Annotated in this window: 18 protein-coding genes; 8 read left to right on the top strand and 10 right to left on the bottom strand. The window is 60.2% G+C overall.

Annotation, left to right across the window (positions count from 1 at the left end):
• Both G7Y49_RS12405 and G7Y49_RS12400 read left to right on the top strand, forming a co-directional pair.
• Nucleotides 1-1,480: cell wall-binding repeat-containing protein (locus G7Y49_RS12405; protein WP_206214573.1), on the top strand; the 1,480-nt coding region annotated here is incomplete at its 5' end.
• Nucleotides 1,481-1,645: 165 nt separating this feature from the next.
• Complete coding sequence (locus tag G7Y49_RS12400) at nt 1,646-3,559, top strand: cell wall-binding repeat-containing protein (RefSeq protein ID WP_165171958.1); 1,914 nt, start codon at nt 1,646-1,648, stop codon at nt 3,557-3,559.
• Here G7Y49_RS12400 and G7Y49_RS05725 read toward each other — a convergent pair.
• From G7Y49_RS05725 to G7Y49_RS05705, 5 genes are all read right to left on the bottom strand, one after another.
• Entirely contained in the window at nt 3,556-4,548 is a 993-nt protein-coding gene (locus tag G7Y49_RS05725; RefSeq protein ID WP_165171956.1) for a glycosyltransferase family 2 protein, read from the bottom strand. The genes G7Y49_RS12400 and G7Y49_RS05725 overlap by 4 nt on opposite strands.
• Before the next feature lie 5 nt (nt 4,549-4,553).
• Entirely contained in the window at nt 4,554-5,564 is a 1,011-nt protein-coding gene (locus tag G7Y49_RS05720; RefSeq protein ID WP_165171954.1) for a glycosyltransferase family 2 protein, read from the bottom strand.
• A gap of 4 nt (nt 5,565-5,568) precedes the next feature.
• Nucleotides 5,569-6,192 carry a sugar transferase gene (locus G7Y49_RS05715; protein WP_165171952.1) on the bottom strand — a complete coding sequence of 208 codons (624 nt, stop codon included), beginning with the start codon at nt 6,190-6,192 and terminating at the stop codon, nt 5,569-5,571.
• Complete coding sequence (locus tag G7Y49_RS05710; RefSeq protein ID WP_165171950.1) at nt 6,193-7,437, bottom strand: DegT/DnrJ/EryC1/StrS aminotransferase family protein; 1,245 nt, start codon at nt 7,435-7,437, stop codon at nt 6,193-6,195. It lies immediately after the preceding gene.
• Between the two features lie 160 nt (nt 7,438-7,597).
• Nucleotides 7,598-8,953 (bottom strand): glycosyltransferase family 4 protein, encoded by a 1,356-nt coding sequence (locus tag G7Y49_RS05705; RefSeq protein ID WP_241157279.1) that lies wholly within the window; start codon nt 8,951-8,953, stop codon nt 7,598-7,600.
• Between the two features lie 457 nt (nt 8,954-9,410).
• On the opposite strand from G7Y49_RS05705, the gene G7Y49_RS05700 reads away from it, so the two are divergent.
• The gene (locus tag G7Y49_RS05700; protein ID WP_165171948.1) at nt 9,411-10,787 is read left to right on the top strand and encodes a cell wall-binding repeat-containing protein; all 1,377 of its coding nucleotides are present in this window, start codon (nt 9,411-9,413) and stop codon (nt 10,785-10,787) included.
• A 129-nt stretch (nt 10,788-10,916) separates the two neighbouring features.
• Here the strand turns inward: G7Y49_RS05700 and G7Y49_RS05695 are convergent, their stop codons facing one another.
• The 4 genes from G7Y49_RS05695 to wecB form a co-directional block, all read right to left on the bottom strand.
• A complete protein-coding gene (locus tag G7Y49_RS05695; RefSeq protein WP_165171946.1) occupies nt 10,917-12,521 on the bottom strand; it encodes a glycosyltransferase family 4 protein in 1,605 nt (534 codons plus the stop codon).
• An 84-nt stretch (nt 12,522-12,605) separates the two neighbouring features.
• Entirely contained in the window at nt 12,606-14,174 is a 1,569-nt protein-coding gene (locus G7Y49_RS05690; RefSeq protein WP_206214572.1) for a glycosyltransferase, read from the bottom strand.
• A gap of 64 nt (nt 14,175-14,238) precedes the next feature.
• A complete protein-coding gene (locus G7Y49_RS05685; protein ID WP_165171942.1) occupies nt 14,239-16,668 on the bottom strand; it encodes a glycosyltransferase in 2,430 nt (809 codons plus the stop codon).
• 27 nt (nt 16,669-16,695) lie between these two features.
• Entirely contained in the window at nt 16,696-17,799 is a 1,104-nt protein-coding gene (wecB, locus tag G7Y49_RS05680; RefSeq protein ID WP_165171940.1) for a non-hydrolyzing UDP-N-acetylglucosamine 2-epimerase, read from the bottom strand.
• 162 nt (nt 17,800-17,961) lie between these two features.
• Between wecB and glf the strand changes: the two genes are divergently transcribed.
• Together glf and G7Y49_RS05670 are read left to right on the top strand one after the other, a co-directional pair.
• Nucleotides 17,962-19,059: a UDP-galactopyranose mutase gene (gene glf / locus G7Y49_RS05675; protein WP_165171938.1), complete on the top strand. Its 1,098-nt coding sequence runs from the start codon at nt 17,962-17,964 to the stop codon at nt 19,057-19,059.
• A gap of 75 nt (nt 19,060-19,134) precedes the next feature.
• Nucleotides 19,135-20,127 carry a glycosyltransferase family 2 protein gene (locus G7Y49_RS05670; protein WP_165171936.1) on the top strand — a complete coding sequence of 331 codons (993 nt, stop codon included), beginning with the start codon at nt 19,135-19,137 and terminating at the stop codon, nt 20,125-20,127.
• Nucleotides 20,128-20,146: 19 nt separating this feature from the next.
• Here the strand turns inward: G7Y49_RS05670 and G7Y49_RS05665 are convergent, their stop codons facing one another.
• Nucleotides 20,147-21,190 carry a glycosyltransferase family 2 protein gene (locus G7Y49_RS05665; protein WP_206214571.1) on the bottom strand — a complete coding sequence of 348 codons (1,044 nt, stop codon included), beginning with the start codon at nt 21,188-21,190 and terminating at the stop codon, nt 20,147-20,149.
• Nucleotides 21,191-21,416: 226 nt separating this feature from the next.
• On the opposite strand from G7Y49_RS05665, the gene G7Y49_RS05660 reads away from it, so the two are divergent.
• Genes G7Y49_RS05660 through G7Y49_RS05650 form a run of 3 tightly spaced genes read left to right on the top strand, consistent with a single transcriptional unit; the run spans nt 21,417 to nt 24,094 of the window.
• Nucleotides 21,417-22,202, top strand: coding sequence for an ABC transporter permease (locus G7Y49_RS05660; protein WP_165171932.1), 786 nt, complete (start codon nt 21,417-21,419; stop codon nt 22,200-22,202).
• 10 nt (nt 22,203-22,212) lie between these two features.
• A complete protein-coding gene (locus G7Y49_RS05655) occupies nt 22,213-22,992 on the top strand; it encodes an ABC transporter ATP-binding protein (protein ID WP_241157278.1) in 780 nt (259 codons plus the stop codon).
• 31 nt (nt 22,993-23,023) lie between these two features.
• Nucleotides 23,024-24,094 carry a glycosyltransferase gene (locus tag G7Y49_RS05650; RefSeq protein ID WP_206214570.1) on the top strand — a complete coding sequence of 357 codons (1,071 nt, stop codon included), beginning with the start codon at nt 23,024-23,026 and terminating at the stop codon, nt 24,092-24,094.
• The last annotated feature ends 51 nt before the right edge of the window (nt 24,095-24,145 follow it).

The raw sequence follows: 24,145 nt of genomic DNA, 5'->3' as shown, positions 1-24,145 counted from the left end.
CACCTACGCCGGCGCCACCATGTTCGAGACCGCCGTCGCGGAGGCGCGCGCGGCCTACCCGGGCGGCTGCGAGTCGGCCATCATAGTGGGGCCGGGCGACGCGTGGGTGGACGCCCTGTCGGTGGCCGGGCTTTCGGCGACGAGGGGCCCCGTGCTGTTCACCTGGAAGGACTCCCTGCACCCCGCCACGGCCCAGGCCCTCGCCGACCTCGGCGTCAAGAGCGTCATCGTCGCGGGCGGCCCGGCGGCCGTGTCGGACTCCGTCGTGCGCGAGCTCGAGTCCCGCGGCGTGTCCCTCGAGAGGCGCCTCGGCGGGCCCGACTGCTACGGCACCCAGATGGCCGTCTACGAGTACGGTGCGTCCGAGGGGCTGTGGAGGCCCGGCCTCGCGATCGTGGCGACGGGCGGCCACTTCGGCGACGCCCTGTCGGCCTCCCCGGTGGCCGCGGCCGAGGCGGCGCCCATATTCCTGGCCCGCGACGGCGCGCTGCCGAAGGCCCAGGCGGACGCCCTCGGGGCGCTCGCGTCGGCCTCGCGCACCGAGGTCGCGGTGGCGGGCGGCCCGGCGGCCGTGTCCGACGCCACGTGGGAGCAGGTGAGGGGCCTCGCCTCGCGCGCGGGTGGGACGAGCTTCAGGCTGTGGGGCCCCACCCAGTACGAGACGAGCTCCGAGGTGGCGTCGTGGGCCGTGTCCCGCCACGGGTTCTCCTGGGACGGCGCCGCGTTCGCCACGGGCGCCGAGCCCTACGACGCGCTGGCCGGCTCGGTCCTGCAGGGGCGCGACCGCTCCGTGCTGCTGCTCGTGGGCGATTATGGCTCTAGCACGGTGGGGACTATCGGCGCGCACAAGGATGCCGTCTCTTCTGTTCGGTACTTCGGGGGCGAGGCTGCGGTTTCGATGCGCGTTCGCATGGGCGTTGCGGATGCCCTCGGTGAACCTTATGCGTCTATCCCGGGCTTCAAGGTCTATCTTGATGCAGGGCATGGCGACAACGATACGGACAATGGGGGCTATGCGCCGGGTGCCGTGGCGAACGGCTATACTGAGGCTGTGCTGACGAAGGAGCTCGCCACGATGGTTCGCGACATCTTGGTGAACGAGTATGGCGTAGACGTGTACCTTAATGATGATGGAGGTTGGTACAAGCTTCGCCATGCGGAGGCTGAGCAGGTGGGTTGTGACGCCCTCGTCTCGATTCACTTCAATGCAGGAGGCGGAACGGGGTCCGAGTCGCTGATCCACAGCTACCGTGCCTCCTATCTGTCGCAAGCGTGGCAGGATCAGATCCATCCTTACCTCATCGAGGGAGTGGGGCTGGCCGACCGCGGGAAGAAGCAGCAGGAAGTTGCGATTATCGGCGGGTATCTTCCGGCGGTCTTGCTCGAGGTCTGCTTCATAGACAATGCGAGCGATATGTCTTGGTACCAGTCCCACAAGGACTACGTTGCCCATAAAATCGCTGAGGGAATCGTAGCGTAATGGCATGTTCTTCCATGGGCGTGCCAACGGCTGGCTGTACGAGCGCTTCTCATGATGATCCGCGTTATTTTTTGAACGTGGCCGGATCTAGCGTTAGTATTGTCGACATCAACGGATGGAACAAGCTCCTTTACCTGCAAAGAACCAGATTCGAAAGGCCTTAATATGAGAAACGCCGCCCCTCTTTCGAGCAAGATGCGCGTATCCGCTCTGGTCAGCACCGTCTTTCTTGTCTTGACGCTGTGCCTGCCGTGCCAGTTTGCCTTCGGCGAAGAGCAGGTCGGTGCGGCGTCGCAGATAACTGACGAGGAGGTGGCGAAAGCCCTCGAGCCTTTTGAGGAAGACGCGGGCATAGCGGCCTTCTCTCTCAGGGACAGGGCTGTCTCGTCGAGCACCTACGCCGGCGCCACCATGTTCGAGACCGCCGTCGCGGAGGCGCGCGCGGCCTACCCGGGCGGCTGCGAGTCGGCCATCATAGTGGGGCCGGGCGACGCGTGGGTGGACGCCCTGTCGGTGGCCGGGCTTTCGGCGACGAGGGGCCCCGTGCTGTTCACCTGGAAGGACTCCCTGCACCCCGCCACGGCCCAGGCCCTCGCCGACCTCGGCGTCAAGAGCGTCATCGTCGCGGGCGGCCCGGCGGCCGTGTCGGACTCCGTCGTGCGCGAGCTCGAGTCCCGCGGCGTGTCCCTCGAGAGGCGCCTCGGCGGGCCCGACTGCTACGGCACCCAGATGGCCGTCTACGAGTACGGTGCGTCCGAGGGGCTGTGGAGGCCCGGCCTCGCGATCGTGGCGACGGGCGGCCACTTCGGCGACGCCCTGTCGGCCTCCCCGGTGGCCGCGGCCGAGGCGGCGCCCATATTCCTGGCCCGCGACGGCGCGCTGCCGAAGGCCCAGGCGGACGCCCTCGGGGCGCTCGCGTCGGCCTCGCGCACCGAGGTCGCGGTGGCGGGCGGCCCGGCGGCCGTGTCCGACGCCACGTGGGAGCAGGTGAGGGGCCTCGCCTCGCGCGCGGGTGGGACGAGCTTCAGGCTGTGGGGCCCCACCCAGTACGAGACGAGCTCCGAGGTGGCGTCGTGGGCCGTGTCCCGCCACGGGTTCTCCTGGGACGGCGCCGCGTTCGCCACGGGCGCCGAGCCCTACGACGCGCTGGCCGGCTCGGTCCTGCAGGGGCGCGACCGCTCCGTGCTGCTGCTCGTGGGCGATGGCAACTTGGCGACGGCTCAGAAAGCTTCGGCAAACAAGACAGCGATTTCGAGCGTTCGTTTCTTCGGCGGCACGGCAGCTATTTCGGCTGGTACGCGCACTGATATCATGAACCTCCTGTCTGACAACGTCACCTACGAGCAGGCAGGCATCTCCTTCAGCTCGATGGTCTCTCTCGAAGTGAAAGCTCAGAACGGGAAATACTCTTCTTCGGAAATCAGCCAAATGGCGGATCCTGGCTCGTACCAGTATGGGAGCTCGGAGTACTACCAGTTCGCAATCATCAACGGGGGGTACTCTGGCAAGGTCTCTGCCGAGCAGCTTAATTCGTTCATCAGCACTTATGGATCAGATGGAAAGCTTGCAGGCATGGGGGGAACCTTTGTCGATGCGGCGAAGGAAAGCGGAGTCAACGAGGTCTACCTGCTCTCTCATGCTATCTTGGAGAGCGGATGGGGGAAGTCCGATCTGGCTAGCGGGTATTACTATGACGGGAAAACTGCCATAGAGGGGAAGTGCTATCCGGCGGGCACGTACTACAACTTCTTCGGCATAGGTGCCTATGATAGCAGCCCTCTGTCTGGCGGCAGAAGCATGGCTATACGGAACGGCTGGGATTCTCCTGAGAAGGCGATAAAGGGTGCGGCTCACTGGATCTCCTCGGGATACTTGAATAACAAGTGGCAGCAGAACACCCTCTACAAGATGCGTTGGAACTACAAGCAGGCATCGTCTTCGGGAGAGGTATGGAAGCAGTACGCTACGAGCAAGACGTGGGCGACGGGCATAGCGAATGTCATGGGGAACTGCTACAGAAACTGCGGGTTGGGCATGTCTGAAAGCGGGCTGCGGTTCCTCGTGCCGCAGTATTCCTAGCGTCCCATGATCTTGTTGAGGCGTTTTTCGTCGAAGCCGAGATAGTGCAAGGCGCTGGCCTGCAAATACCGCGAGCGGGTTTTGGCAGCATGGCTCGGGTGGTTAGACTTCAGCCATGATCGGAACTCCTTGGCCCTGCGCATGCCGCGCTTGCGGTCCTCGTCGAAAATCAGCAAGATGTTGAGGTGCGTGTTGATGAGAAGGTCGATCTTCGTCTCCAGGTACGCGCTGATGTCTCTTTCGAAGACGCTCTCCTCCTCGAACCTGAGCAGCTCCCTCAACACGGCCTCGTGGTGCTTGAAGCGCTTGACCATGTTCGCTGCCGCCATGCTCTGCCCCGCGTTGCCGACAAGGTACTGGTAGACGTTGACGGGAAGGAACATGACGCTGCTCGCAAAGCAGGTCGACTTGACGATGAACTCGTAGTCGACGTAGAAGATCCCCTCGCTGATGCGCACCTCGTTTTCGCGGAGGAGGCTGGTGCGGACGGTGAGGGTGTGGATGTCGATGTAGGATTCCGTGTCCTGGACGTTGCACACGTCGGTGAAGTCGACGATGCGATTCGTCTTGACGTACTCAGGGAAGGGAAAGGGCGTCTTCTCCCCTGACTGCATGTCGACGCGGCTCATCTCGTCAACGACGAGATCTGCGTCGACGCGGCTCAGCGACGTCAGGAGCTTCGCGAGCCCCTCGGTGTCGACCCAGTCGTCCCCGTCTATGACGCGGAAGTACTTCCCGCTTGCTCGGCTGACGCCGGCGTTCACCGCGGAGCCGTGCCCGCCGTTCTCCTTGCTTACCAGGGTGAAGATAAGGGGGAACGCCTCGACGTAGCTTTGCGCGATTGCGGCGGTGGAGTCGGTTGACCCGTCGTTGACGATGAGGACCTCGAGGACCTCATCGAAGCGATGGTCTGCGTAGGAGGAGAGGCCGCGGTCGAGGTACGCCTCGACGTTGTAGCTCGGCACCGCGATCGTGAGTAGTTTGCCCATGGTGGCTACCTCTTCTTTATCGCGTCAGGCAGGGCGTTGTAGAGGGAGAAGAGGCCGCGGAGCGCGCCGGGGCAGTCCTTCAGCATGCGCGCTGTGAGCCTTTTGCTGCGAGGCAGGGGAGCTGCCGTCATCAGCTCGTAGTTCTTCTCGAAGTCGCTTCGGAGGAAGGACAGGGCGGCCTTCTCGTCAAGGGAGGCGTCGGTTACGCCGAACTGAGCCCACTTCATCAGCAGCGAGTACGAGCCTTTGGCGACGCGCGCCTCGGCCAGCTTCGTCAGGCGGGGGTCTGCCAGGACCCGTATGGAGTCGAGCATCAGGCGATCGGCTTTGAGCAGGTCGAAGCTGCGTGAGGTGAGCCCGCCGCCGGAGATGCTCTTCAGGTTGAGGAAGTAGAAGTACTCGCAGCGGCTCGTGACGGCGACGGTCTGCGCCTTCGAGATGAGTTTGGCGTTCGCCACTCGATCCTCGCAGGTCAGCCCGACAGGGAAGCAGGGGTCGCCTGCGGTGAAGCCGTCGAGCAGCGCGCGCTTGTACAGCCTGCTCCACACGGCGAACTGCTCCGTCTCCAGCATCTCCCAGAGCGCCTCGTCGCGAGAGAGGACCCTCTCGCTGAGGGCTTCTTGGGGCGCCTTGGTGCTCTCGCTGGGGGCGATGACGTACTGCACCTGGGCTATGTCGCAGCTCGTCCTTCTTGCCAGGTCGACCATCGTCTCGACGAACGTCGGGGAGACCCAGTCGTCTGAGTCGACGAACCCGATGTAGTCGCCGCGTGCCGCTTCAAGTCCGGTGTTTCTCGCGCCGGAAAGGCCCTGGTTGCGTTCATGTCGGATGATCTTGCACGAGGGAAGCGAGTCGCCGTGCTGCTCGAGGAGCTCGAGCGTTCGGTCGGTTGAGGCGTCGTCGACGAGGATCGCCTCGAAGTTCCGGTAGGTTTGGCGGGCGAGTGATCTCAGGCAGCGTGAGAGGAAGGGCTCGACGTTGTATGCCGGGACGACTATGCTGACGAACGGGTCCATCGGGCTATCGAGACTCTTCGCTTTCCTGGCTCTCTGCGCTCTCCTCCACGTACACGCCCTCCTGGCCGAGCACGGTGGAGAACGTCTTGAAGAACACCTTGACGTCGAGGGGGAAGCTCAGGTGGTCGATGTAGTAGATGTCGAGCGCGAGGCGGCTGTGCCAGGGGAGCGAGTTGCGGCCGTAGACGGCGGCGTAGCCGGTGACGCCGGGCTTCACGGTGAGCTTGCGGTGCTCCTCGCCCTGGTAGAGCTCGGTCTCGCGACGCAGGTCAGGGCGGGGGCCCACCACGCTCATGTCGCCTTTCAGCACGTTGAGGAACTGCGGCATCTCGTCGAGGCTCGTCTTGCGCATGAAGGCGCCGACGCGCGTCATGCGCGGGTCGTCCTCGCCGTTATACGTCGACCCGTCGGGCATGAGCAGGTCGGGCGCGTTCACGCGCATGGAGCGCAGCTTGTACATCGTGAAGTCGCGGCCGTCCTTGCCCACGCGCGGCGCGTTGTAGAACACGGGGCCGCCGTCCTCGAAGTGGATGAACGGCGCGAGCACGGCGATGATGAGCAGCACGAAGGGCAGCGCGACCACGCTGACCACGATGTCGCACAGGCGTTTTCCGAAGCGCTGGTACATCTAGCGGACGCCTTCGGCTTCCAGGTCCGCGTAGGCGCGCTTGAGCGTGTCGAGCACAAGGGCCACGTCATCGTCGGTGAGCAGCGTGTGCAGCGGCAAGGTCACCTCGTTCTCGTACTGGGCGAGGGCGCAGGGGAAGTCGGCGATGTCGAACCCCATGTTCCTGTAGGCCGTGAGCAGCGGCAGCGGCTTGTAGTGCACGTTCGCCGCCACGCCGGCGGCGGCCATGCGCTCGATGAGCTGGTTGCGGAAGCCGAGGCTTTTGCCCTTAAGGCGCGTGAGCATGAGGTGCCCGCTTGACTGGAAGCTGCCGCCCGACACGTCGCCTGCGTGCGCGAGAGTCTCCACGTCGAGCGCGGCGAGGCCGGCCTCGTATTGCCGGATGATCTCGTGGCGCCGCGCCATGAGCGCAGGGTAGCGCCTGAGCTGCGTGAGCCCGAGCGCCGCCTGCAGGTCGGTCATGTTGCACTTGTAGCCGGGGAACGCGATGTCGTACTCCCAGGCGCCCGCGCGGTCCTTCGCCAGCGCGTCCTTGCTCTGGCCGTGCAGGGAGAGCAGCATGAGCTCATGGTAGAGCTCGTCGGAGTCGGCGGCGCCCTCGCGCCAGGCGAGCGCGCCTCCCTCCGCGGTGGTGAGGTTCTTCACGGCGTGGAACGAGAACGCGGTGAAGTCGGCGACGGAGCCCGACGCGCGGCCGTGGTAGGTGGCGCCGAGCGAGTGCGCGCCGTCCGCGATGATGACGGGACGCGTGAAGCGCGCCTGAGCGGCGTTCGCCGGCTTCCAGCGGCTCGAGGCGCTCTCGAGGGCTGCGGTCAGCCGGTCGTAGTCGACCATGCGGCCAGCGATGTCAACGGGGATGATCGCGCGCGTGCGCTCGGTGACGAGGCTCGGGAGCCGGTCGTAGTCCATCTCGAAGGAGCTAGGCGCCGTGTCGCAGAGGACGGGCGTGGCGCCGACGTGGCAGATGCACGAGCACGAGGCCGTGTAGGTGTAGGCGCTCGTGATGACCTCGTCGCCAGGGCCGATGCCCAAGGCGTGCAGGGCGCACTCGAGCGCCGCCGTGGCCGAGGAGAAGGTGGCCACGCCCGCTGCGCCGGTGAACGTGACGAGGTCGCGCTCGAACTGCTTGGTGCGCGGACCGGTGGTGATCCAGCCGCTGCGCAGCGCCTCGACGACTTCGCTGATGTCCTCCTCTGTGATGTCAGGCGGGGAGAACGCTATGTGACGCGATACGGCTTCAGCCATGAGGGTCCTTCGTCGTTGGTTGCCTTGGCGGGTTGAGCTTGCTGTGCGCGCAATGTCGCCCCGCGATCTCCCACGTGCGCGGTATCGTGTGCGGTATCGGCAGCAGAAAGCGAAACCCAAATCAGATATTCTCCTCCGAAGTGAGCTTGCATGCAGCAGACTAGAGCAAACTGCGTATCAAATCCACGATCTTGAGGTACGCCTTGGGCTGGTCGAACTGCTGCTCGGCGATGGCGCGCCCGCGCGCTCCCATGTCCGCGCATGCTTGCGGGTTGGCGGCCAGATCGCAGATGGCGTCTGCGAGCGCGGTGACGTTCTCGGCGGGCACGTTGACGCCGAAGCCGTCGTGGGCGACCTTGGCGCGGAACTCGGGGCTCGATCCGGTGTTGATCAGGGGCTTGCCGCTGGCCAGGTAGTCGCCGATCTTGGTGACGATGCTCTGCGGCGCGGAGGCCACGAGCGAGTTCACCGTGACGTCGGACGCGCTGAGGTAGGCGGCCATCTGGTCGTAGGGCGTGTAGCCGAGGAAGTCGACGGGGGCGCCCCTGCGTGCGGCGAGCTCCTCGAGGGAGGCGCGGTCGGGGCCGTCGCCGAGGATCTTCATGCGGACGTGCTTCGCGGACCCCGATGGTTTCCTGTCGTTGAGGGCGCTCGCGGCCTCGACGAGCGTGGCGATGTCGTAGCTTGCGCCGAGCGTGCCGGCGTAGGTGACCCAGAACTCGCCGGCGGGCTTGCTGATATGCGGCGCATGCGCGGCGACGCCCGCGTCGAACGTCGCGAGGTCGTTGCCCACGTACACGGTGACGGTGGGACAGGGCGCCTCGCGGTCGGCCAGGGGGCGCGCCGCGTACTCGTCGGAGGTTCCCACGGCGGCGGAGAGCAGCCGGTAGGTCGCCTTCGCGTCGCGCGCGAAGGGGTGAAACGCGATGTCGCTCACGACGGGGATGCTGACGGCCATGCGCATGGCCTCGGGCCACAGGTCGTTGATGTCGGCCACGAAGGGAATGCCGTGATCACGTGCGACTTCGGCGCATGTGCGCGCGACGTCGTTGGGCGGGATCTCGGCGTAGATGAGGTTATAGGCGCGTGGGTCATGTGCGAACGCCTCGCCGAGCATGCGGCGCAGGTTCTTCGCCGCGATGCGATGGCTGCGGATGCGCGTGAGGTCGAGGTTCTTCTTGTACCCGGGCTCCTCGATGAAGCGCACGCGGTAGGGTAGGTTTCGGTAGCACGCCCGCGCGGTGTCGCGCTGCGCCTTCTCCCAGTGCTGGAACGACGAGGTGAAGAGGTCGACGTCGAAGCCCTCGCGCACGAGCAGCTCGGAGAGGAACCGAAAGCGCGTGTACCCGCGCGTCTCGTCTCCGAGCTTCACGCCCATGGTGACCACGGCGATGCGAGGCCGACGGCCGCCTGAGGGCACGGTATCCAGGCGAGCGGAGAGGTTGGCCGCTGCGTCAGGGGTTTGAACGGGCTTTGCGCCGCCGTTCTGGGGATGGTGTCGAGAAGGGCTCTCCATATGCGGAATTATAGCAGGGAAATGGCGCGGAGACCCCCGATGCCTCATATGTTGCAAAATAGACAGCTCTCCTTACATGCGGGGCGAGCTGGTTCTGCGCAGGTGATCTTCTGCGTATATAATCGATCACGCAGCCATTTCAATTTGGCGCTTTGAGGTGCAAAGGGAGGCGAATGACTTGATGTGTTCGGGAACTTGGAAAAGGCAGATTGCCGGAGCGCTCTTTCTTCTGGTCGGATGCTTGCTGCTGTGCTGTCTGGGTCCTTGCAGGGCTTTAGCGGTCGATTCGGCAACTTGGACGGATCGCGCCGAGGTCCCCTATTCTGGAGCTCAGCTGCCCGCGTCGGGTGAGGGCGTTGGGACGGATGCCTCCAGCGTCACGCTGGATAGCGCTGGAGATTCTGCAGCTGCTCCTTATGCGCGGACGGCTGCTCAGCCGGTTGATGAAGTAGTGACGGTGAGCGGTACGCTGTACTTTAGCGAGGCTTATGAAGTCCTTGATCTGGTGAACGCTGAGCGCGCGAAGAACAACTTGGGCGCTCTCGAGATGGACGAGGAGCTGCTGGAGGTTGCCATGTACCGGGCCGCTGAGTGCTCGGTTAAGTTCAGCCATACAAGGCCTGACGGAACCCCGTGCTTCACGGCGTCTGACAAGATGAGCGCCGAGAACATAGCTGCCGGGCAGACCTCTGCGGAATCGGTTTTCCAGTCGTGGATGGGCTCTTCGGGACATAAGGACAACATTCTGGCGTCTGCCTCGAAGAGCATCGGCATAGGCTGCTTCGTGGATGACTCAGGCCAGATCTGCTGGGTTCAGTGCTTCTCTCCCGATGCGGCGAAGAAGGTTTCGAATCCCGGCTACAACCTCGAGGGTAGTGCCATCATCTACTTCGTCAGGGATGTCGATACTGACAAGGTGATGCGAATTGCTGGAAATACCGCCTTGGGAACGATGGAGGCCGTCTCCGGACAGTTCAACGCTGAGAGCGTCGATGCGGCTATCGTGGCTACGGTAGATGGATTCTGGGATGCCCTCACGGCGTCTTCGGTCGCAGGTCTTCAGCAATGCCCCGTTCTTCTCTCTGATCCGAGCGAGCTCAGCGATGAGACGATTTCGGCGCTCAAGGAGCTTGGCGTTAAGAAGGTCTACATATCGGGCGGTACCGCTGCTGTCTCGCCGAAGGTTGAGGAGCAGATCAAGTCCATCGTTGGATCGACGGAGCGCATGGCTGGAGCCGATGCGATTCATACTGCGCTTGACACCTATGAAAAAGGCAAGAAGATCAACGGCGGATGGGGTAAAACCGCCATCGTGGCTACCTCGCAAACCTACCATGATGCGCTTTCCGCAAGCCCCTATGCGTATGCCAGCCAGTCGCCTATCTTTCTGACGAACTCGTCTACCAAGGAACTTGACGCTGACGTAGAGAAGGCCATCAAAGACGGGGGATTTGCCCGCGTGCTGATATGCGGCGGCACGGCTGCCATCCCTTCGTCGGTAGAGGAGCAGCTTTCCGGTTTGGAGATCGTTCGCAAGGGCGGCGCTACCGCCTACGAGACGTCTGTCGAGATCGCCAAATGGTGCTTGTCCGAAGGAATGACGGCTGAGCACGTCGGTGTTGCGACGGCGACGGGGTACTGGGATGCGCTTGCGGGCGCAGCTCTCTGCGGCTACAACAACTCGGTCATCGTCTTGGCCGACAAGGAGAACAAGAACGCCGTTGATGCGTTTATCAAGCCCCAGAAGGGATCCGTATCCTCGGCCTTTGTCTATGGCGGACCTATGGCGGTTCTGCCGAGCACGTTCAATGCTGTTGCTGAGGCGCTTGCGTAGCTCGCGTAGCTTGCTTGAACGCAAGCTGCCCTCTGCCAGTTGAGGCTGGCTCTTTGACGGCTAAGGCATAGGACATAGTGTTTTGATCCACGCAGGGACTCGGGAATGCCTCGAGTCCCTGCGTCGAGTTCAAGCGTTGTGACGCGTCAGCAGATCTCGAAGCTTGCGTGGGGCGGCTGTGAGGATTCTTCCGATGCGATAGGACGGAGAAGACTCGTATTCTTGGCGTACTGTGGCTGCAAGGGCCTCCTCGCGCTGCTCTTGCTGCCGGATCTGCTGTTGGAGCAGCTCTTCTCTGCGCGCTGCGGTCCTTTGGTACCCGGTGAGGTAATGTCGGAAGAGGGTGTCCCACATCATCTCGCTTGCTTTGGGAGACGGGTTGGCTTTCTCGTCGGGATGCTCCACTCTGTCGAGCAGGGAGGCCCATTCTCGCTGCGATGAGGTGGCGTGGTACTCGTCGAAGAAGGATCTCATCTGCCCTGATCGCTCCATGTAGGCCTCTTTCGACTCTAAGAGCTCTACGACGGCCTTTGCCGCTAGCTCGGCGTTCCCCTGCGGGACCCAGGATATGCCTTTGTTGTCGGCGAAGGGGAGGTAGGGCAGCTCATAGGCTACGGCAGGGACTCCGAATGCGCTTGCCTCTAGCAGCACCATGCAGAAACCCTCCACCTCGGTGGTGAGGAGCAGAACAGAAGCTTCCTGGTAGTAGGGAGCAGTATCGTCTTGATAGCCGCAGAGTTGCACCCGATCCGCTATTCCCAGCTCGCGTGCCGTTTCGCAAAGCTCTTCTTCATAGGTCTCGTATCCGCTGGCGCCAACGTAGACGAGACGGGCGTTTGGCCTGGAGTCGAAAACGAGCTTCGCTATGCGCAGGGCTTCCTCGGGTCTTTTGAATATGTCGAAGCGTCCAACCCAGAGCAGAACATCCTCCGAGGGCGGAGACAGGCGCTTTTCCACCTTGGAGAGAGATGCCGGGGTTGCGTTAGGTATGAAGACGGCGTTATGGTTGAAGAAAGAGAAGAACAAGGCGCTCGGTTGCGCGCCGCATATCACGCCATCGGCGTATTTGCACAGGGCTGGAACGGAGGCGAAAAGACGACCGTCGTTCCAGGCGTGGGAATCCCCATCGCTCACGCAGAGAAAATGCGAGAAGACGCCATGGACGTACAGGAGAAACCGAATCCCCAGCTTCTTGCAGAGAAGAAGGTCCCAGAGCAGGTTTGTGTCGAACCAGGCATGGTGGATGAGCGCATCTGTTCTGCTTTGGACTAGCGCCGATCTCAGGCGTTGGAAGCGCGCGATCGATCTCTCGAGATCCGGCAGGGTGCTGAGGGAAGCTAGGTCAAGCGACAGGCAGTCGGGGGAGGGGCTGCCATCGAGGGCGTTTGCGATTACGATGCTCCTTATGCCCAAGCTGGAGAGTGCGTGCGAGGTTGACGCGAGCGTGCTCTCTATTCCCCCTCCAGACAAGGCATAGTAGTACGATCCGACTGCGGCGATTCCGCCGCAGTCCTTCAGCTCCAGGGCCTTGGATGAGCCGAGCAGCGAGAGCAGGTCGTATTGGCTGTCGGGGGTGGAGTATTCTGCGGAAAGGGCGCCTAGCAGCACTTCGATGTTCTCCGTTCCGAAGAACACCTCATCGAACTCGGCTGCTAAAGAGCAGGGGTTTGGATCACGCTTCCATTTTCTTGCGATTTCAAGCGCTTCCTTGGCGGAAAGCTCGAGTTGACCCACAGTCTCCTCCTTTTTAAGACAAAGATCATGGTACTATCTGGTGTTCCAACAGGCGGGGTAGCTCATTGAAGCTGTGCCGCCACTTTACCTAAACAGCTGGATCTCTCTTCTTATGGTCAGCTCGCGTCGTGCCGTGTTGAAGGCTGCCTCGTGACACTTTTTCGAGCAGAGAAGGAAGTAGTCGGGATCGCGGTAAAGGTGCTCGATGATGTCCGCATACTCGACGGGATCCTCGATGTTTTCTGCGAGCAGTCCGCAGTCGTTTGGCAGGAAGAGCTGAGCTGCCTCAACTGACGAGCTAACAACCGCAAGCCCGGACATAGCCGCTTCTCCCATTGAGACTCCCTGAGAATCCCATCTAGTAGGAAAAAGCGCGATGCCGTGCTTGGAATGTTCTTCGGCGATTTCCTGCCTACTTAGGAAGCGCTGCTCGATGCGCACATTTGGAAAATCGGATATGGGCGCGGTTAGCTCGTCGAAGTAGTTTCCCTCGCCGAAGATGCTGAACTCCATGTCGGAAAAGAAGGGCCGCTTGCTCAGCTCGATGATACATTGGGCGACGAGATCGAGGGAGTAGGTATTGACATTGTCAAACTTCCTTGCGACGAAAACCCTTTTCCGCAGGTCGGGATCTTTTTCCGAGAAGGGGAACATCTTCTCGTCAACGACATTCGGTATGATGTGGCTTCGCCTGAATCTTATGCCGATCAGCTTTTCGCTGCGCTCCTTCAAGAAGGGGGAAACGAATATCCAAGACACGTTCTCCTGGTCATTCAGCGCCTTGACGAGCTCATCTCTTTTCTCGAACTCCGCGATCTGACCAGCGTTCAAGGTGGCTGGCTCTTGGAAATACGGCGTCGCGAATACGGGCCAGTCCCAGTACATCGTCTCGGGACAGTGCGACCAAATGAGGAAGTCGGTATGGCTCGTCAACTGACTTTTTACGATGGGGGCATATCTGTCATCGAAGAAGTGGATGAGTGCTTTCTTATAGCGACCTACTTCGAGCGCCCTTTCGAGCGTCGAGAGGGGGATTCTGGTAACGGACACCCCTTCGAAAGAGTATGTGCAATGGGACTCATAGGTGTCAAAGGCGCAAATGACATCGCAGCGAACTCCGGCCTCGCGATAAGCTTTGACGCGGGCGTGCACGAAGGCGCACAGGTAGCGGTTTTCCTCGGATGGATACGAGGGAACTATGACGGCAATGCCGCCTTTGAGGTTCCTCTTCAGCATGTGATCGACAGCTGCGCTCAGCGTATCTTTGAGGGCAAGGGAGGTGATCTTCCTGACTTTCAGCTTGGAGTGTGCTGGAATCTTGATGATCAGCGCATGGTGTGCTGCGACAGGGATTAAGTCCAGTGACGTTGCGTTAAGGGGCGTCTCTCCGTGTATCCGGTTGTACTCGTCTACGGTGTAGAGGACCCCGGGATTTCCCCAGACTATATCACCCATGAACGTGGTCTGGCGCACCGTCGCTTTCCCTGATTCAGGGATCTCCAATCGCAGCATGGCCTCATCGTCGGTTGCTTCGATGACGAGGCCATCTTGCTTACTGAAAGACCAGGCAGGGTGGCCAGAGTTGACGTACCAGTTGCCCTTGGCGTAGTTATCCTTAAAAAGAGGAATTACTGGCATCTCTCTACCCTTCACCTTCCTGGATGCAAAGAAGCTTGGACAAGTCAAAGCTTCTTGTAAGGACGTGCGCCCTGCATAGTTACTTTTGTTGGAAATACCTCTCGTACACCTTGTAGGCAAGCTTGTTCTTCGCGATCTTGTGTCCGATGTCGCTTTGATAAAGGGTCTCGACCAAAGTGGTCTTGGCGTTTTCCAGCCGATCCTCTTTTCTCATTCCCACGTCTCCTGGCTGCGCGAATACGCTCGGGTTGTAGTGAGCCTTTCTTGCATGCCTTACAGATCGAAGGCGCTTCCCGCACTCATCGTAGAGGTCTTTGCTCGTGTGCTCGAGGAACGAGTCGAAGTCGTGTGCTCGCTCGCAGCCCCGCTTCCTGTCCGGATCCCATACAAGGCTGAGCGTATAGTGGCTGGGGAGCAGGTGGCGGAGCAGGAGGCTTCTCATGTACTCCCGCTGTCCTTCCCCCATGCCCTCGCTGCGCTCAACGTAATAGGTGACCATGCGTCGTATCACGCGATCATGGTGGTCGTACCTGTTGGTGAAGACGGACGGGTTGATGCTCTGGTTCGTGTTTCCTACGGCATAGCGGTAAACATGCTCAGGGGTGAACATGACCGTCTGGGCATAAGGGATGGGGAACAGGAGATACTCCACATCCACGTAGAAGGTGTGCTCTTGAAGTTCGAAATGAGCGTTTCGCATCATCGTCGTTTTGAAGAGAACGCTTGCCATGGTGAAGTATTCCTGCGAGAAGTCCGATGTGGCGAAGTCGAAGACCTCGTAGTCTTTGAAATTGCCGTGCTTCGTCCAGGCAACCATCTCTCCGCTCTCCAGGTAAACTTGATCATAGTTTCCGGAGATGATGTCGGGAAATGTATCGAGCTTGAATATGGAGCGTATCTGCTTGTCGAAGTTGATGCTATCAACCCAGTCATCGCCGTCGATTACGCGGAAGTAGACGCCGCGAGCTACTTTGAGGGCTGCGTTGATCGTAGATCCGTGCCCACCGTTCTCCTTGTCTATTACGCGGATGATTTCAGGGAAGTGCTCTTCGTACGAGTGAGCAATAGCTGAAGTCTGGTCCTTGGATCCGTCGTTGACGACGATTATGTCGAGGGCGTTTGCCGTCTTGCACAAGAGAAGCGATTGGAGGCATCTGTCGAGGTAAGGTTCGACGTTGTAGGCGGGAATGCAGATGGAGATCAGCTTTTCCTCAAAGGTATCGCAAGGCGCATCAGGCCACTCCTCGCGGGTGGGCTCGGTTGATGCTTTGACGAGGGCGTCAAGCCGCTCGTCGAGCAACTTGGCTACGTTTGAATTGGAGAACCGCTCGCGGAAAGAGAGATTAGCGCAGATGCTGTTGCCAAAGGCGATATCTGTAATGGCGTCTGCGATAGCTGGTATGTCCGTGGGATCGACGGCGATGCCGCCAGCGTTTCTCGTGAGGTAGTCGGCTGGTGAGCGTCGTCCCGTGAGCGACAGTATGGGAGCGCTCGTCCCCATGTAATCAGCGAGCTTTCCTGCGAAGAAGATCGAGCCGCCCGTGCTCTCGCATGACTCGAAGTAGGCGTCAACATGAAGCAGCCAGTCGCTTTCTCTCATGATCCGGAGGCTGGTTGCGTAGTCAACGCTTCCTTCGACGCTTACTACGTCGTAGAGGAAGTAGTTGTAGACAAGGGAGCGAACGTCTTCGGTTATGTTGCCAACGAAGCGAAACCTTACGTTTGAAAGGGCCTCAGGCCTGTTCTGCTTCAGGAACCACAAGGCCCGCACGATGGGCTCAAGGGATCTTAGATTATCGGTGTGCCCAAGGAAGGAAATCGTCTTCACGGCGTCCTTCTCTGGCGTTGTCGGCTCCTGATAGAGGGTTTTGTCAAAGGAATGGGGTATGACGACGGCGTTGTTCTTCACCTTGCCTTCGAGCATGTAGCTTTTCAGCGCCTCACAAGGGAAGATGAGGGTCGTGGCGTCGTTTATCGCGTAGTCTTCAATCTTCTTGAGTTCGCAGAGGTAGCGGATTTCCTTGCAGCGATGGTTTTCCCAGGAGTCGCAACCATACTTAAGCGCAACTTTGAAGTCAGCCTTCTCGTGCTCTTTGAGCATCTCGTTCTCGTCTACAAGCAACTTGAGGTGATAGGGGCTGCGCGCCATGGGATCCGCGAGGGACGCTAGCCAAGGGATGTCGGGATACCTTTCTCGGATTTTCTTAGCGACGAGAATGCTCTCGGGAGGCATGGAGCGGGTCATTATGGCGTCGTAAGGACGCTCCTGATGCTTTTCGAAAAAAATCTCGGCGGCTCTCTCGACCCAGACATCGATGTCGTCGGTCTCTACTGCAAAAACGTTGATGTTGTCGGATGTCACGGGGAGGGCATGCTTGTAGCTCCATGCGTCGCTTTTTGCGCTGCACACGTCATACTGGTGCTGGGATTTCTTCAAGAGTTTGAATGTGACGATGCCTTCAGAAGAGGTTGAAGGTGGGAAAAACCAACTCGCGACAAAGATGCGCATGACGATTGCCTCCGGTCTCGCTGCTCTTTACAGGAAAAATGTTTTGAGCGCGGCGACGATCCGCTGGGACGCCTTGCCGTCCCCGTAGGGATTGATCGCCTCGCTCATTGCGGTGTACTTGTCCTTGTCGGTCAGGATATCGTTGACTGTCCTGACGATGCTCTCTTTCTCTACTCCTGCGACAACCGCAGTGCCTGCGGCTACGGCTTCCGGTCGCTCCGTTTCCGTCCTCAGGACAACGACGGGTTTTCCGAGGTGAGGGGCTTCCTCTTGGAGGCCCCCTGAGTCGGTGAGAACCAATTTGCTTCGCATCATGGCATTGTGCATGTCTTTTACGTCGATGGGATCGATGAGGGTAACCTGATCGCATCCCCCGAGTTTGCCGAAGACGGTTTCCCTTACGGCAGGGTTGAGATGGACGGGATATACGACCTGAAGCTCTGGGTGCATGTCGCACAGCTCGAGAACCGCCTCGCAGATGTGCTCGAGGGGCTTCCCGAGATTCTCCCTTCTATGGGCGGTCATGAGAATGGTGCTATCCCCGAACTGGTAGCCCCGAAGGATTTCGTTTTCGAAGACATAGTGATCTTCAGTTGTGTACTGGAATGCATCGATCACGGTGTTTCCCGTTACGAATACGCTCTCCCTTACGGATTCCTTTTCAAGGGCCTCCTTGTTTCTCTTTGTGGGGGCAAAGTGAAGGGTCGAGATGGCTGAGATGATCTTGCGGTTCATCTCCTCGGGGAAGGGGGAGTATATGTCGTAGGTGCGCAGACCTGCCTCAACGTGCCCAACGGGAACCTTCTGATAAAAAGCCGCCAAGGCCGAGGCCATGCTCGTGGTTGTGTCTCCGTGGACGAGGACGACGTCGGGCCTGACTTCCTTTATGACGGGCTCAAGTTGCTCTATGATTGAGGAGGTGATCGTTCCGAGCGTCTGGCGAGGCTTCATTATGTTCAGATCGTAGTCTGTCTTGACGTTGAAGATGCTGAGCACTTGGTCGAGCATCTCTCGATGTTGTCCTGTGACGCAGACGACGCTTTCTATCGAAGGGTCTTTCTCGAGGGCAAGAACGAGAGGACACATTTTGATTGCCTCGGGACGCGTTCCGAACACGGTAAGCGTTTTCACGCGGGCTTCTCCTTCTCTCGATTTTAGGATTTGATCATTATATACAAAGAAGGTGATCTTATTTTGCCGTATGCTTGGTAAGATAAAAGCGCGATAGCGGTTGAAGCGCGTTGCATCATGGCTGTGCTCTGCTGTTTCAGATGACAGGCGGAAGGAATTTTCATGTCTCAGTATGATTTGCTGGTGGTGGGAAGCGGGTTGTTCGGCTCGATCATCGCGCACGAGGCAACGGGCAGGGGCAAGCGCGTTCTCGTCTTGGAGAAGCGCGACCACGTCGGCGGAAACTGCTATACGGAAGAGGTCGACGGCATCAACGTCCACAAGTACGGGGCTCACATCTTCAGAACGAACGACAAGTCGGTGTGGGACTACATGGGCCAGTTCTGCGAGTTCAACAACTTCGTCAACTCGCCCGTCGCGAACTACAAGGGCGAGCTGTACAACATGCCGTTCAACATGAACACGTTTCATGCGCTCTGGGGCGTGAACACTCCGCAGGAGGCCAAAGACGTCATCGCCAGCCAGTGCGTGCCCTGCGACGATCCGCGCAACCTGGAAGAGCACATCCTCTCGCTTGCGGGGCGCGACATCTACGAGAAGCTTGTCAAGGGATATACCGAGAAGCAATGGGGCAAGCCGTGCACCGAGCTTCCCCCGAGCATCATGCGCCGCATACCGCTGCGCTTCATCTACGACAACAACTACTTCAACGATCGCTACCAAGGCATCCCCATAGGCGGCTACACGCGGATAATCGAGCAGATGCTTGAGGGCAGCGAGGTTCGCCTGGGCGTTGACTACCTGGATGACAAGGAAGGGTACAACAGCTTGGCTGGCCAGGTGATATACACCGGCACCATAGACTCCTACTTCGACTACTGCTACGGCCCCCTTGAGTATCGCAGCCTTCGCTTCGAGCACGAGCGGCTTGGGGTTGAGAACTACCAGGGCGTTGCGGTCATGAACTTCAACGACCGAGAAACTCCTTACACGCGGATAATCGAGCACAAGCACTTCGAGTTCGGCGGCCAGCCGACCACGGTGATATCACGTGAGTATCCGCAGAGCTGGGAGCCGGGCGTCGAGCCTTACTATCCGATGGAGGATGAGGGGAATCGGGCGCGGTATCGCCAGTATTGCGAGAAGGCGCGCGATGAGGGACGCGTTCGGTTTGGCGGGCGTCTCGGGGAGTATCGCTACTACGATATGCAGGATACCGTGAAGAGCGCCTTGTCAAAAGCGGCCGAGTGGCTCGCGTAGCCGCTTTTGAGGGCGTTGGCTCGCGGCTGTCGCGAGATGAGGCGTTTGCGAGTCCGCGTGGAGGACAGAGGTGAAATGAATCGCGCTATTCCGAAGGTGTCGGTGCTGGTTCCCGTATACAACGTCGAGCGCTTTCTGCCGCAATGCCTTGACTCGCTTTGCCGCCAGACGCTGCGTGACATCGAGATAATCTGCATCAACGACGGCTCAACGGACGGCTCCTCGTCCATCCTGAGGAGCTATGCGGGGGAAGACCCGCGCATCAGGGTGATAGAGAAGCCGAATTCAGGCTACGGGGCCTCCATGAACTGCGGGCTCGACAGCGCGTCGGGGGAGTACGTGTCGATTGTCGAGTCTGATGACTATGCCAGCAGGGGAATGCTCGCGAAGCTGTACCGAACGGCGACTCGATTCGACTGCGACCTGGTGAAGTCAACCTTTTTCGAAGTGTACGACGGGCGCGATCATTGGAACCGGTACCTGAGCGGCTTCCCCTTCGGAAAGCGGTTCGATCCGGCTGACGTACCGAGCATCATCTGCACCATCCCTGCCATATGGACGGGCCTCTATCGCAGGAAGATGCTCGTTGAAGAGGGGATCCGCTTTCGGGAGACCCCGGGCGCCGCTTTCCAGGACACGTCGTTCACGCTGAAGTCCTGGTTCGCTGCGTCTTCGTGCGTGCTGGTCAGGTGGCCCTATCTCCACTATCGCATGGACAACCCGAACTCCTCGGTCAAGACCTCGGACCGGGCCATGATCGTCTGCGACGAGCTGGCTGAGGCGGAGTCCTTCCTGAGGGACCGCCCCGAGCGGTTGGCGAAGTTCGTCGAGTGGTTCCACGCTGACAAGTTCGGAAAGTACCGCTGGAACTATGCCCGCGTCTCCGAGGGCTTGCGCGTTGCCTTCCTCGAGCGCATGATCAGCGAATACCAGAGGGCTCGCAGAGAGGGCGAGCTCTCCGAAGAAGCCTTTGACGAGCAGAGCTGGTCTCTGCTCGCCGAGCTCATGGAGGAAGGCGCAAGGGAGTTCTTCCGAAAGCACCCCTCAGCGTTTCCTCCAGCGCCCTAGGCGCCGAAGGGCGGGCGCGTTAGCGGGCGTGCTTGCGCGTCGCCTTCTCGAGCGCGTTGGCGAGCGCGCGCGGGGCGGCGGTGAGGGCGTGGCCCACGCGGTACGACCTCGATTGGTAGATGTCCGAGAGCAGAGCCGCGCGCTGTGCGATGTCGAGCTCGAACTCAACGCGCTCCGGGGGGGTCAGGTCTCGCAGGAAGCGGGAGCGCTCCTCTTCGGGCACGTCGTTGAGATAGTCGATGGCGCACGTGTTCAGGTAGTCCTCGATGCGATGCGCGGCTGCGGCTGCAAACTCTGGCTCTATCTCGCTTGCGTGCTCCCGCATCCACCCTCTCAGGTAGTTGACGGCGATGAGGTGACCCTCGATGTTCCTCATGCTTTTCCGCGGTGCCGCCATGGTGGACCCGGTGTGGATGCGCCGGCGGTAGAGGGCTTCGCCCAGGTAGGATGACCGCTTGGACAGGAGCAGCGTTTGGAAGGTGAAGAGCAGGTCCTCGTGGATGATGCCCTCCTTGAAGCGGATGTGGTTGTCCTCGATGATGCTGCGCTTGACGGCCCTCAGCGCGCCGTGGGGCATCCACTGCCCGCGGCTCTCGAAGAAGGTGAACAGCTCCATGCCCGTGGCGACCCCCGGGTACTCGGGCCTCTTCGAGAAGTCTTCGACGACGCGCTTGTACGACTCGGCGTCCTCGTAGAACGCCTCGGCGTTGAAGTACAAATCGTCGAGCTTTTGTCGTTGGAACCTCGACGCTATCTTCTCGAGCGCGGAGGGATCGAGGTAGTCGTCGGCGTCGAGAAGCACTATGACGTCGCCTTGCGCATGGTCGAGCGCTTGGTTTCTCGCTGCGCTCTGCCCCTGGTTGCACGGCATGGCGAGGAAGAGGAATCGGTCGTCGCCGTTGGCGACCCGCTTGGCCACGGAAAGGCTGTCATCTGGCGATGCGTCATCTACCACAATCGCCTCGAAGTCCTCAAACGTCTGGTCCGTGAGAGAGCGCAGGCATTGCTCGACGTATCGTTCGCATTGATAGAGCGGGACTATCACCGAGAAGAAAGGTTTCATCATCCTACTTTCGCAAGAGGGAGCGACAGCTTGGGTCTTACGTGCGCAGGTGCGGCGCCGTGCGCTTTACCTGCGGCGAATCTATATTAATCGCTTTTTCGGCGTTATCGCTATGTCGCTTCGGGATTTGAGGGTATTATTACGGGATGCAAACTGGAGAGGCGCATCTCCTCGCCATGCCGAGAGGGTGTGCGAGGCGTTCGCTGGCACAAACGGAGCAGGGGTAATGACTGATCAGGCAGTAGAGGCAAATCCAAGGAAGCGTTCCTTCTTCGTGCTGAAGACGCTCGTGACGAAGGACTTCAAGCTCAAGTACCGCCGCAGCGTGCTGGGCGTCGCGTGGAGCGTCCTGAACCCGCTTTTGATGATGTTGGTCTTGTCGGCGGTGTTCAGCTTCATGTTCCGCTTCACCATCGAGAACTTCCCGCTTTACCTGATCTTGGGAACCATCCTGTTCAACCTCATGGCGAACTCCACCACCGGCGCCATGACGTCCATCATCGACGCGGCGCCGCTCATAAAGAAGGTCAAGGTGGAGAAGCTGGTCTTCCCCTTGGAGAAGGTGTCGTTCGAGGTTGTCAACTTCGTCATATCGCTGGTCGCGGTTGTGCTGGTCATGCTGTTCTACCGTGTGATGCCGACGCTCAACTTGCTGTTGCTGCCGCTTCTCGTCCTCTACGTGATGATCTTCTCTTTGGGCCTGGGCCTGCTCTTGGCCGCCGCAGCCGTGTTCTTCAAGGACATCATGCACCTGTGGGGAGTCGTCATCACGGCGTGGACCTACGCTACGCCTCTGTTCTACCCCGTCGACATGCTCGAGGGGTGGATGCAGACCGTCATGCAGTTCAACCCGATGTACCACTACGTGACCTACTTCCGGGAGATATGCATGTGGAACACGACCCCGGGTCTGACGGAGAATGCGATTTGCCTGGGAATGGCCCTCGTCACGCTCGTCATAGGCCTGGTGGTCTTCCGCAAGTCCGAGCATAAGTTCATCCTGTACGTGTAAAGAGGTAGTCGTGACGCTTGATCTCAAAGGCAAAGCTGGCGATCCTTCGCTGGGCGACGAGCCCATGATCGTCGTCGACCATGTCGACATGGTGTTCAACATTGCGAACGAGCAGCTGAACAGCTTGAAGGAGTACTTCATCAAGGCGATGAGGAAGGAGCTCTTCTTCCGCGAGTTCAAAGCCCTGAGCGACATCTCCATCACGGTGAACAAAGGCGACGTCTACGGCATCGTGGGAACGAACGGCTCGGGCAAGTCGACGCTTCTGAAGATCGTCGCGGGCGTTTTGGAGCCGACGCGAGGCTCCTGCACGATCAACGGGGCAATCGCCCCCCTCATCGAGCTTGGCGCGGGCTTTGACCCCGAGCTTACGGCACGTGAGAACGTGTACTTGAACGGCGCGCTGCTCGGCTACAAGAAGGAGTTCATCGACGAGAACTTCGGGTCCATCATCCAGTTCGCGGAAGTCGAGGACTTCGTCGACATGCCTCTGAAGAACTACTCGTCGGGCATGATCGCGCGCATCGCGTTCGCCATCGCCACGGCAACGACGCCCGACATCCTCGTCGTCGACGAGGCGCTGTCCGTGGGCGACTTCCTTTTCCAGGAGAAGTGCGAGAACCGCATCAGCGAGCTGGTCAACGACAAGGGCACCACGCTGCTCTTCGTATCCCATAGCGTTGACCAGGTCGAGCGCATCTGCCAGAAAGCTGTGTGGATCGAGAAGGGGGAGATGCGCATGAACGGTGACGTCAAGGATGTCTGCAACGCATACAGGAACTTCCGATAACGCCATGCGGGGCACACGACCGACGGTCTCCGTGGTTCTCACGGTGTACAACATGGAGGAGTGCCTTGCTGAATGCCTCGAGTCCCTTGCTCGCCAAGACTACGAGGACTACGAGGTCGTATGCGTAGACGACGGCTCAACTGACCGGTCGGGCGAGATAATAGGGCGCTATGCGGAGAGGTTTGCTGATCTGACCTGCGTCTGCCAGGAAAACGCCGGCCCGGCCGCAGCCCGAAACAAGGGAATGGAGGCAGCTCGCGGCGAGTACGTCGTGATGCTCGACGCAGACGATCTGCTCGACTCGTCCTTTCTGCGCATGATGGCGGGTCGGGCTGTCGAGTCCCAAGCTGACGTCATCGTCTGCCGCTCGAATGAGTTCAACCACATGACGGGCGTCTGGCACAAGTCTCCTTGGACGATCCGCGCTGACCTCTGCCCGCGTGCCTCGGTGTTCTCGGGACGCGACATGGGGGGAGACGTCTTTCGCTGCTTTGCAGGCTGGCCTTGGGACAAGCTCTTTCGCGCAGACTTCATCCGCGACAACAGGCTGTGCTTCCCCGACCTGCGCAACTCCGAAGACCTGTGCTTCGTCTACGAGGCGCTTGCCAAGGCCCAGCGCATCTCCGTCGTCGACCAGGTGCTGATCCACCACCGAACCAATCGGAAGGGGTCGGTGTCGCTCTCTCAGCCGGAGCATCCGGCGGACTTCTACCGCGCGATCTCAATCCTCAAGGGCAGCCTGAAGGAGGCTGGGGCGCTTGGCACTTGCGCCGGCTTGGGCTACGAGGATCTCGAGCGGGGCTTTTTGAACTGGGCGCTTGACTTCGCCTTGTGGAACGTCGAGAGCATGCCCGAAGGAGCTGCGCGGGCTCAGCTCGTGCGTGACTTGACGCAAGGCTCGCTTCCCGAGCTTGAGGTGGGGAAGCACGCATGGGAGTTCTTCTCGCTGTATCCCCGGCTGAAGGATCGCTATGAGCTCCTTCGCCGCGAAGCCGAGGGAGGACGCATGGCGACTCGCAGAAGCTGGGGCAACCTCGCATCGACGCTGTGGACGTACGTGAGCACGCTTGATGTGGTGTCGACCATAAAAAACCACCGCTGAGGTTGCGGGATCAAGATAAAGCGATAACATAAAGGCTCTCCGTAAACTTCA

The sequence above is a fragment of the Adlercreutzia sp. ZJ242 genome, assembly GCF_011038995.1.
Taxonomy (GTDB): Bacteria; Actinomycetota; Coriobacteriia; order Coriobacteriales; family Eggerthellaceae; genus CAAEEV01.
Note: the sequence above shows the minus strand (reverse complement) of the source record. Positions and strands in the feature narration are given on the sequence as shown.

Excerpts from the sequence above, each read along its gene's own strand:
- G7Y49_RS12400 (WP_165171958.1), top strand. The coding sequence starts at position 1,646 with ATGAGAAACGCCGCCCCTCTTTCGAGCAAGATGCGCGTATCCGCTCTG.
- G7Y49_RS05725 (WP_165171956.1), bottom strand. The coding sequence starts at position 4,548 with ATGGGCAAACTACTCACGATCGCGGTGCCGAGCTACAACGTCGAGGCG.
- G7Y49_RS05720 (WP_165171954.1), bottom strand. The coding sequence starts at position 5,564 with ATGGACCCGTTCGTCAGCATAGTCGTCCCGGCATACAACGTCGAGCCC.
- G7Y49_RS05715 (WP_165171952.1), bottom strand. The coding sequence starts at position 6,192 with ATGTACCAGCGCTTCGGAAAACGCCTGTGCGACATCGTGGTCAGCGTG.
- G7Y49_RS05710 (WP_165171950.1), bottom strand. The coding sequence starts at position 7,437 with ATGGCTGAAGCCGTATCGCGTCACATAGCGTTCTCCCCGCCTGACATC.
- G7Y49_RS05705 (WP_241157279.1), bottom strand. The coding sequence starts at position 8,953 with ATGGAGAGCCCTTCTCGACACCATCCCCAGAACGGCGGCGCAAAGCCC.
- G7Y49_RS05685 (WP_165171942.1), bottom strand. The coding sequence starts at position 16,668 with ATGCGCATCTTTGTCGCGAGTTGGTTTTTCCCACCTTCAACCTCTTCT.
- glf (WP_165171938.1), top strand. The coding sequence starts at position 17,962 with ATGTCTCAGTATGATTTGCTGGTGGTGGGAAGCGGGTTGTTCGGCTCG.
- G7Y49_RS05670 (WP_165171936.1), top strand. The coding sequence starts at position 19,135 with ATGAATCGCGCTATTCCGAAGGTGTCGGTGCTGGTTCCCGTATACAAC.
- G7Y49_RS05665 (WP_206214571.1), bottom strand. The coding sequence starts at position 21,190 with ATGAAACCTTTCTTCTCGGTGATAGTCCCGCTCTATCAATGCGAACGA.
- G7Y49_RS05660 (WP_165171932.1), top strand. The coding sequence starts at position 21,417 with ATGACTGATCAGGCAGTAGAGGCAAATCCAAGGAAGCGTTCCTTCTTC.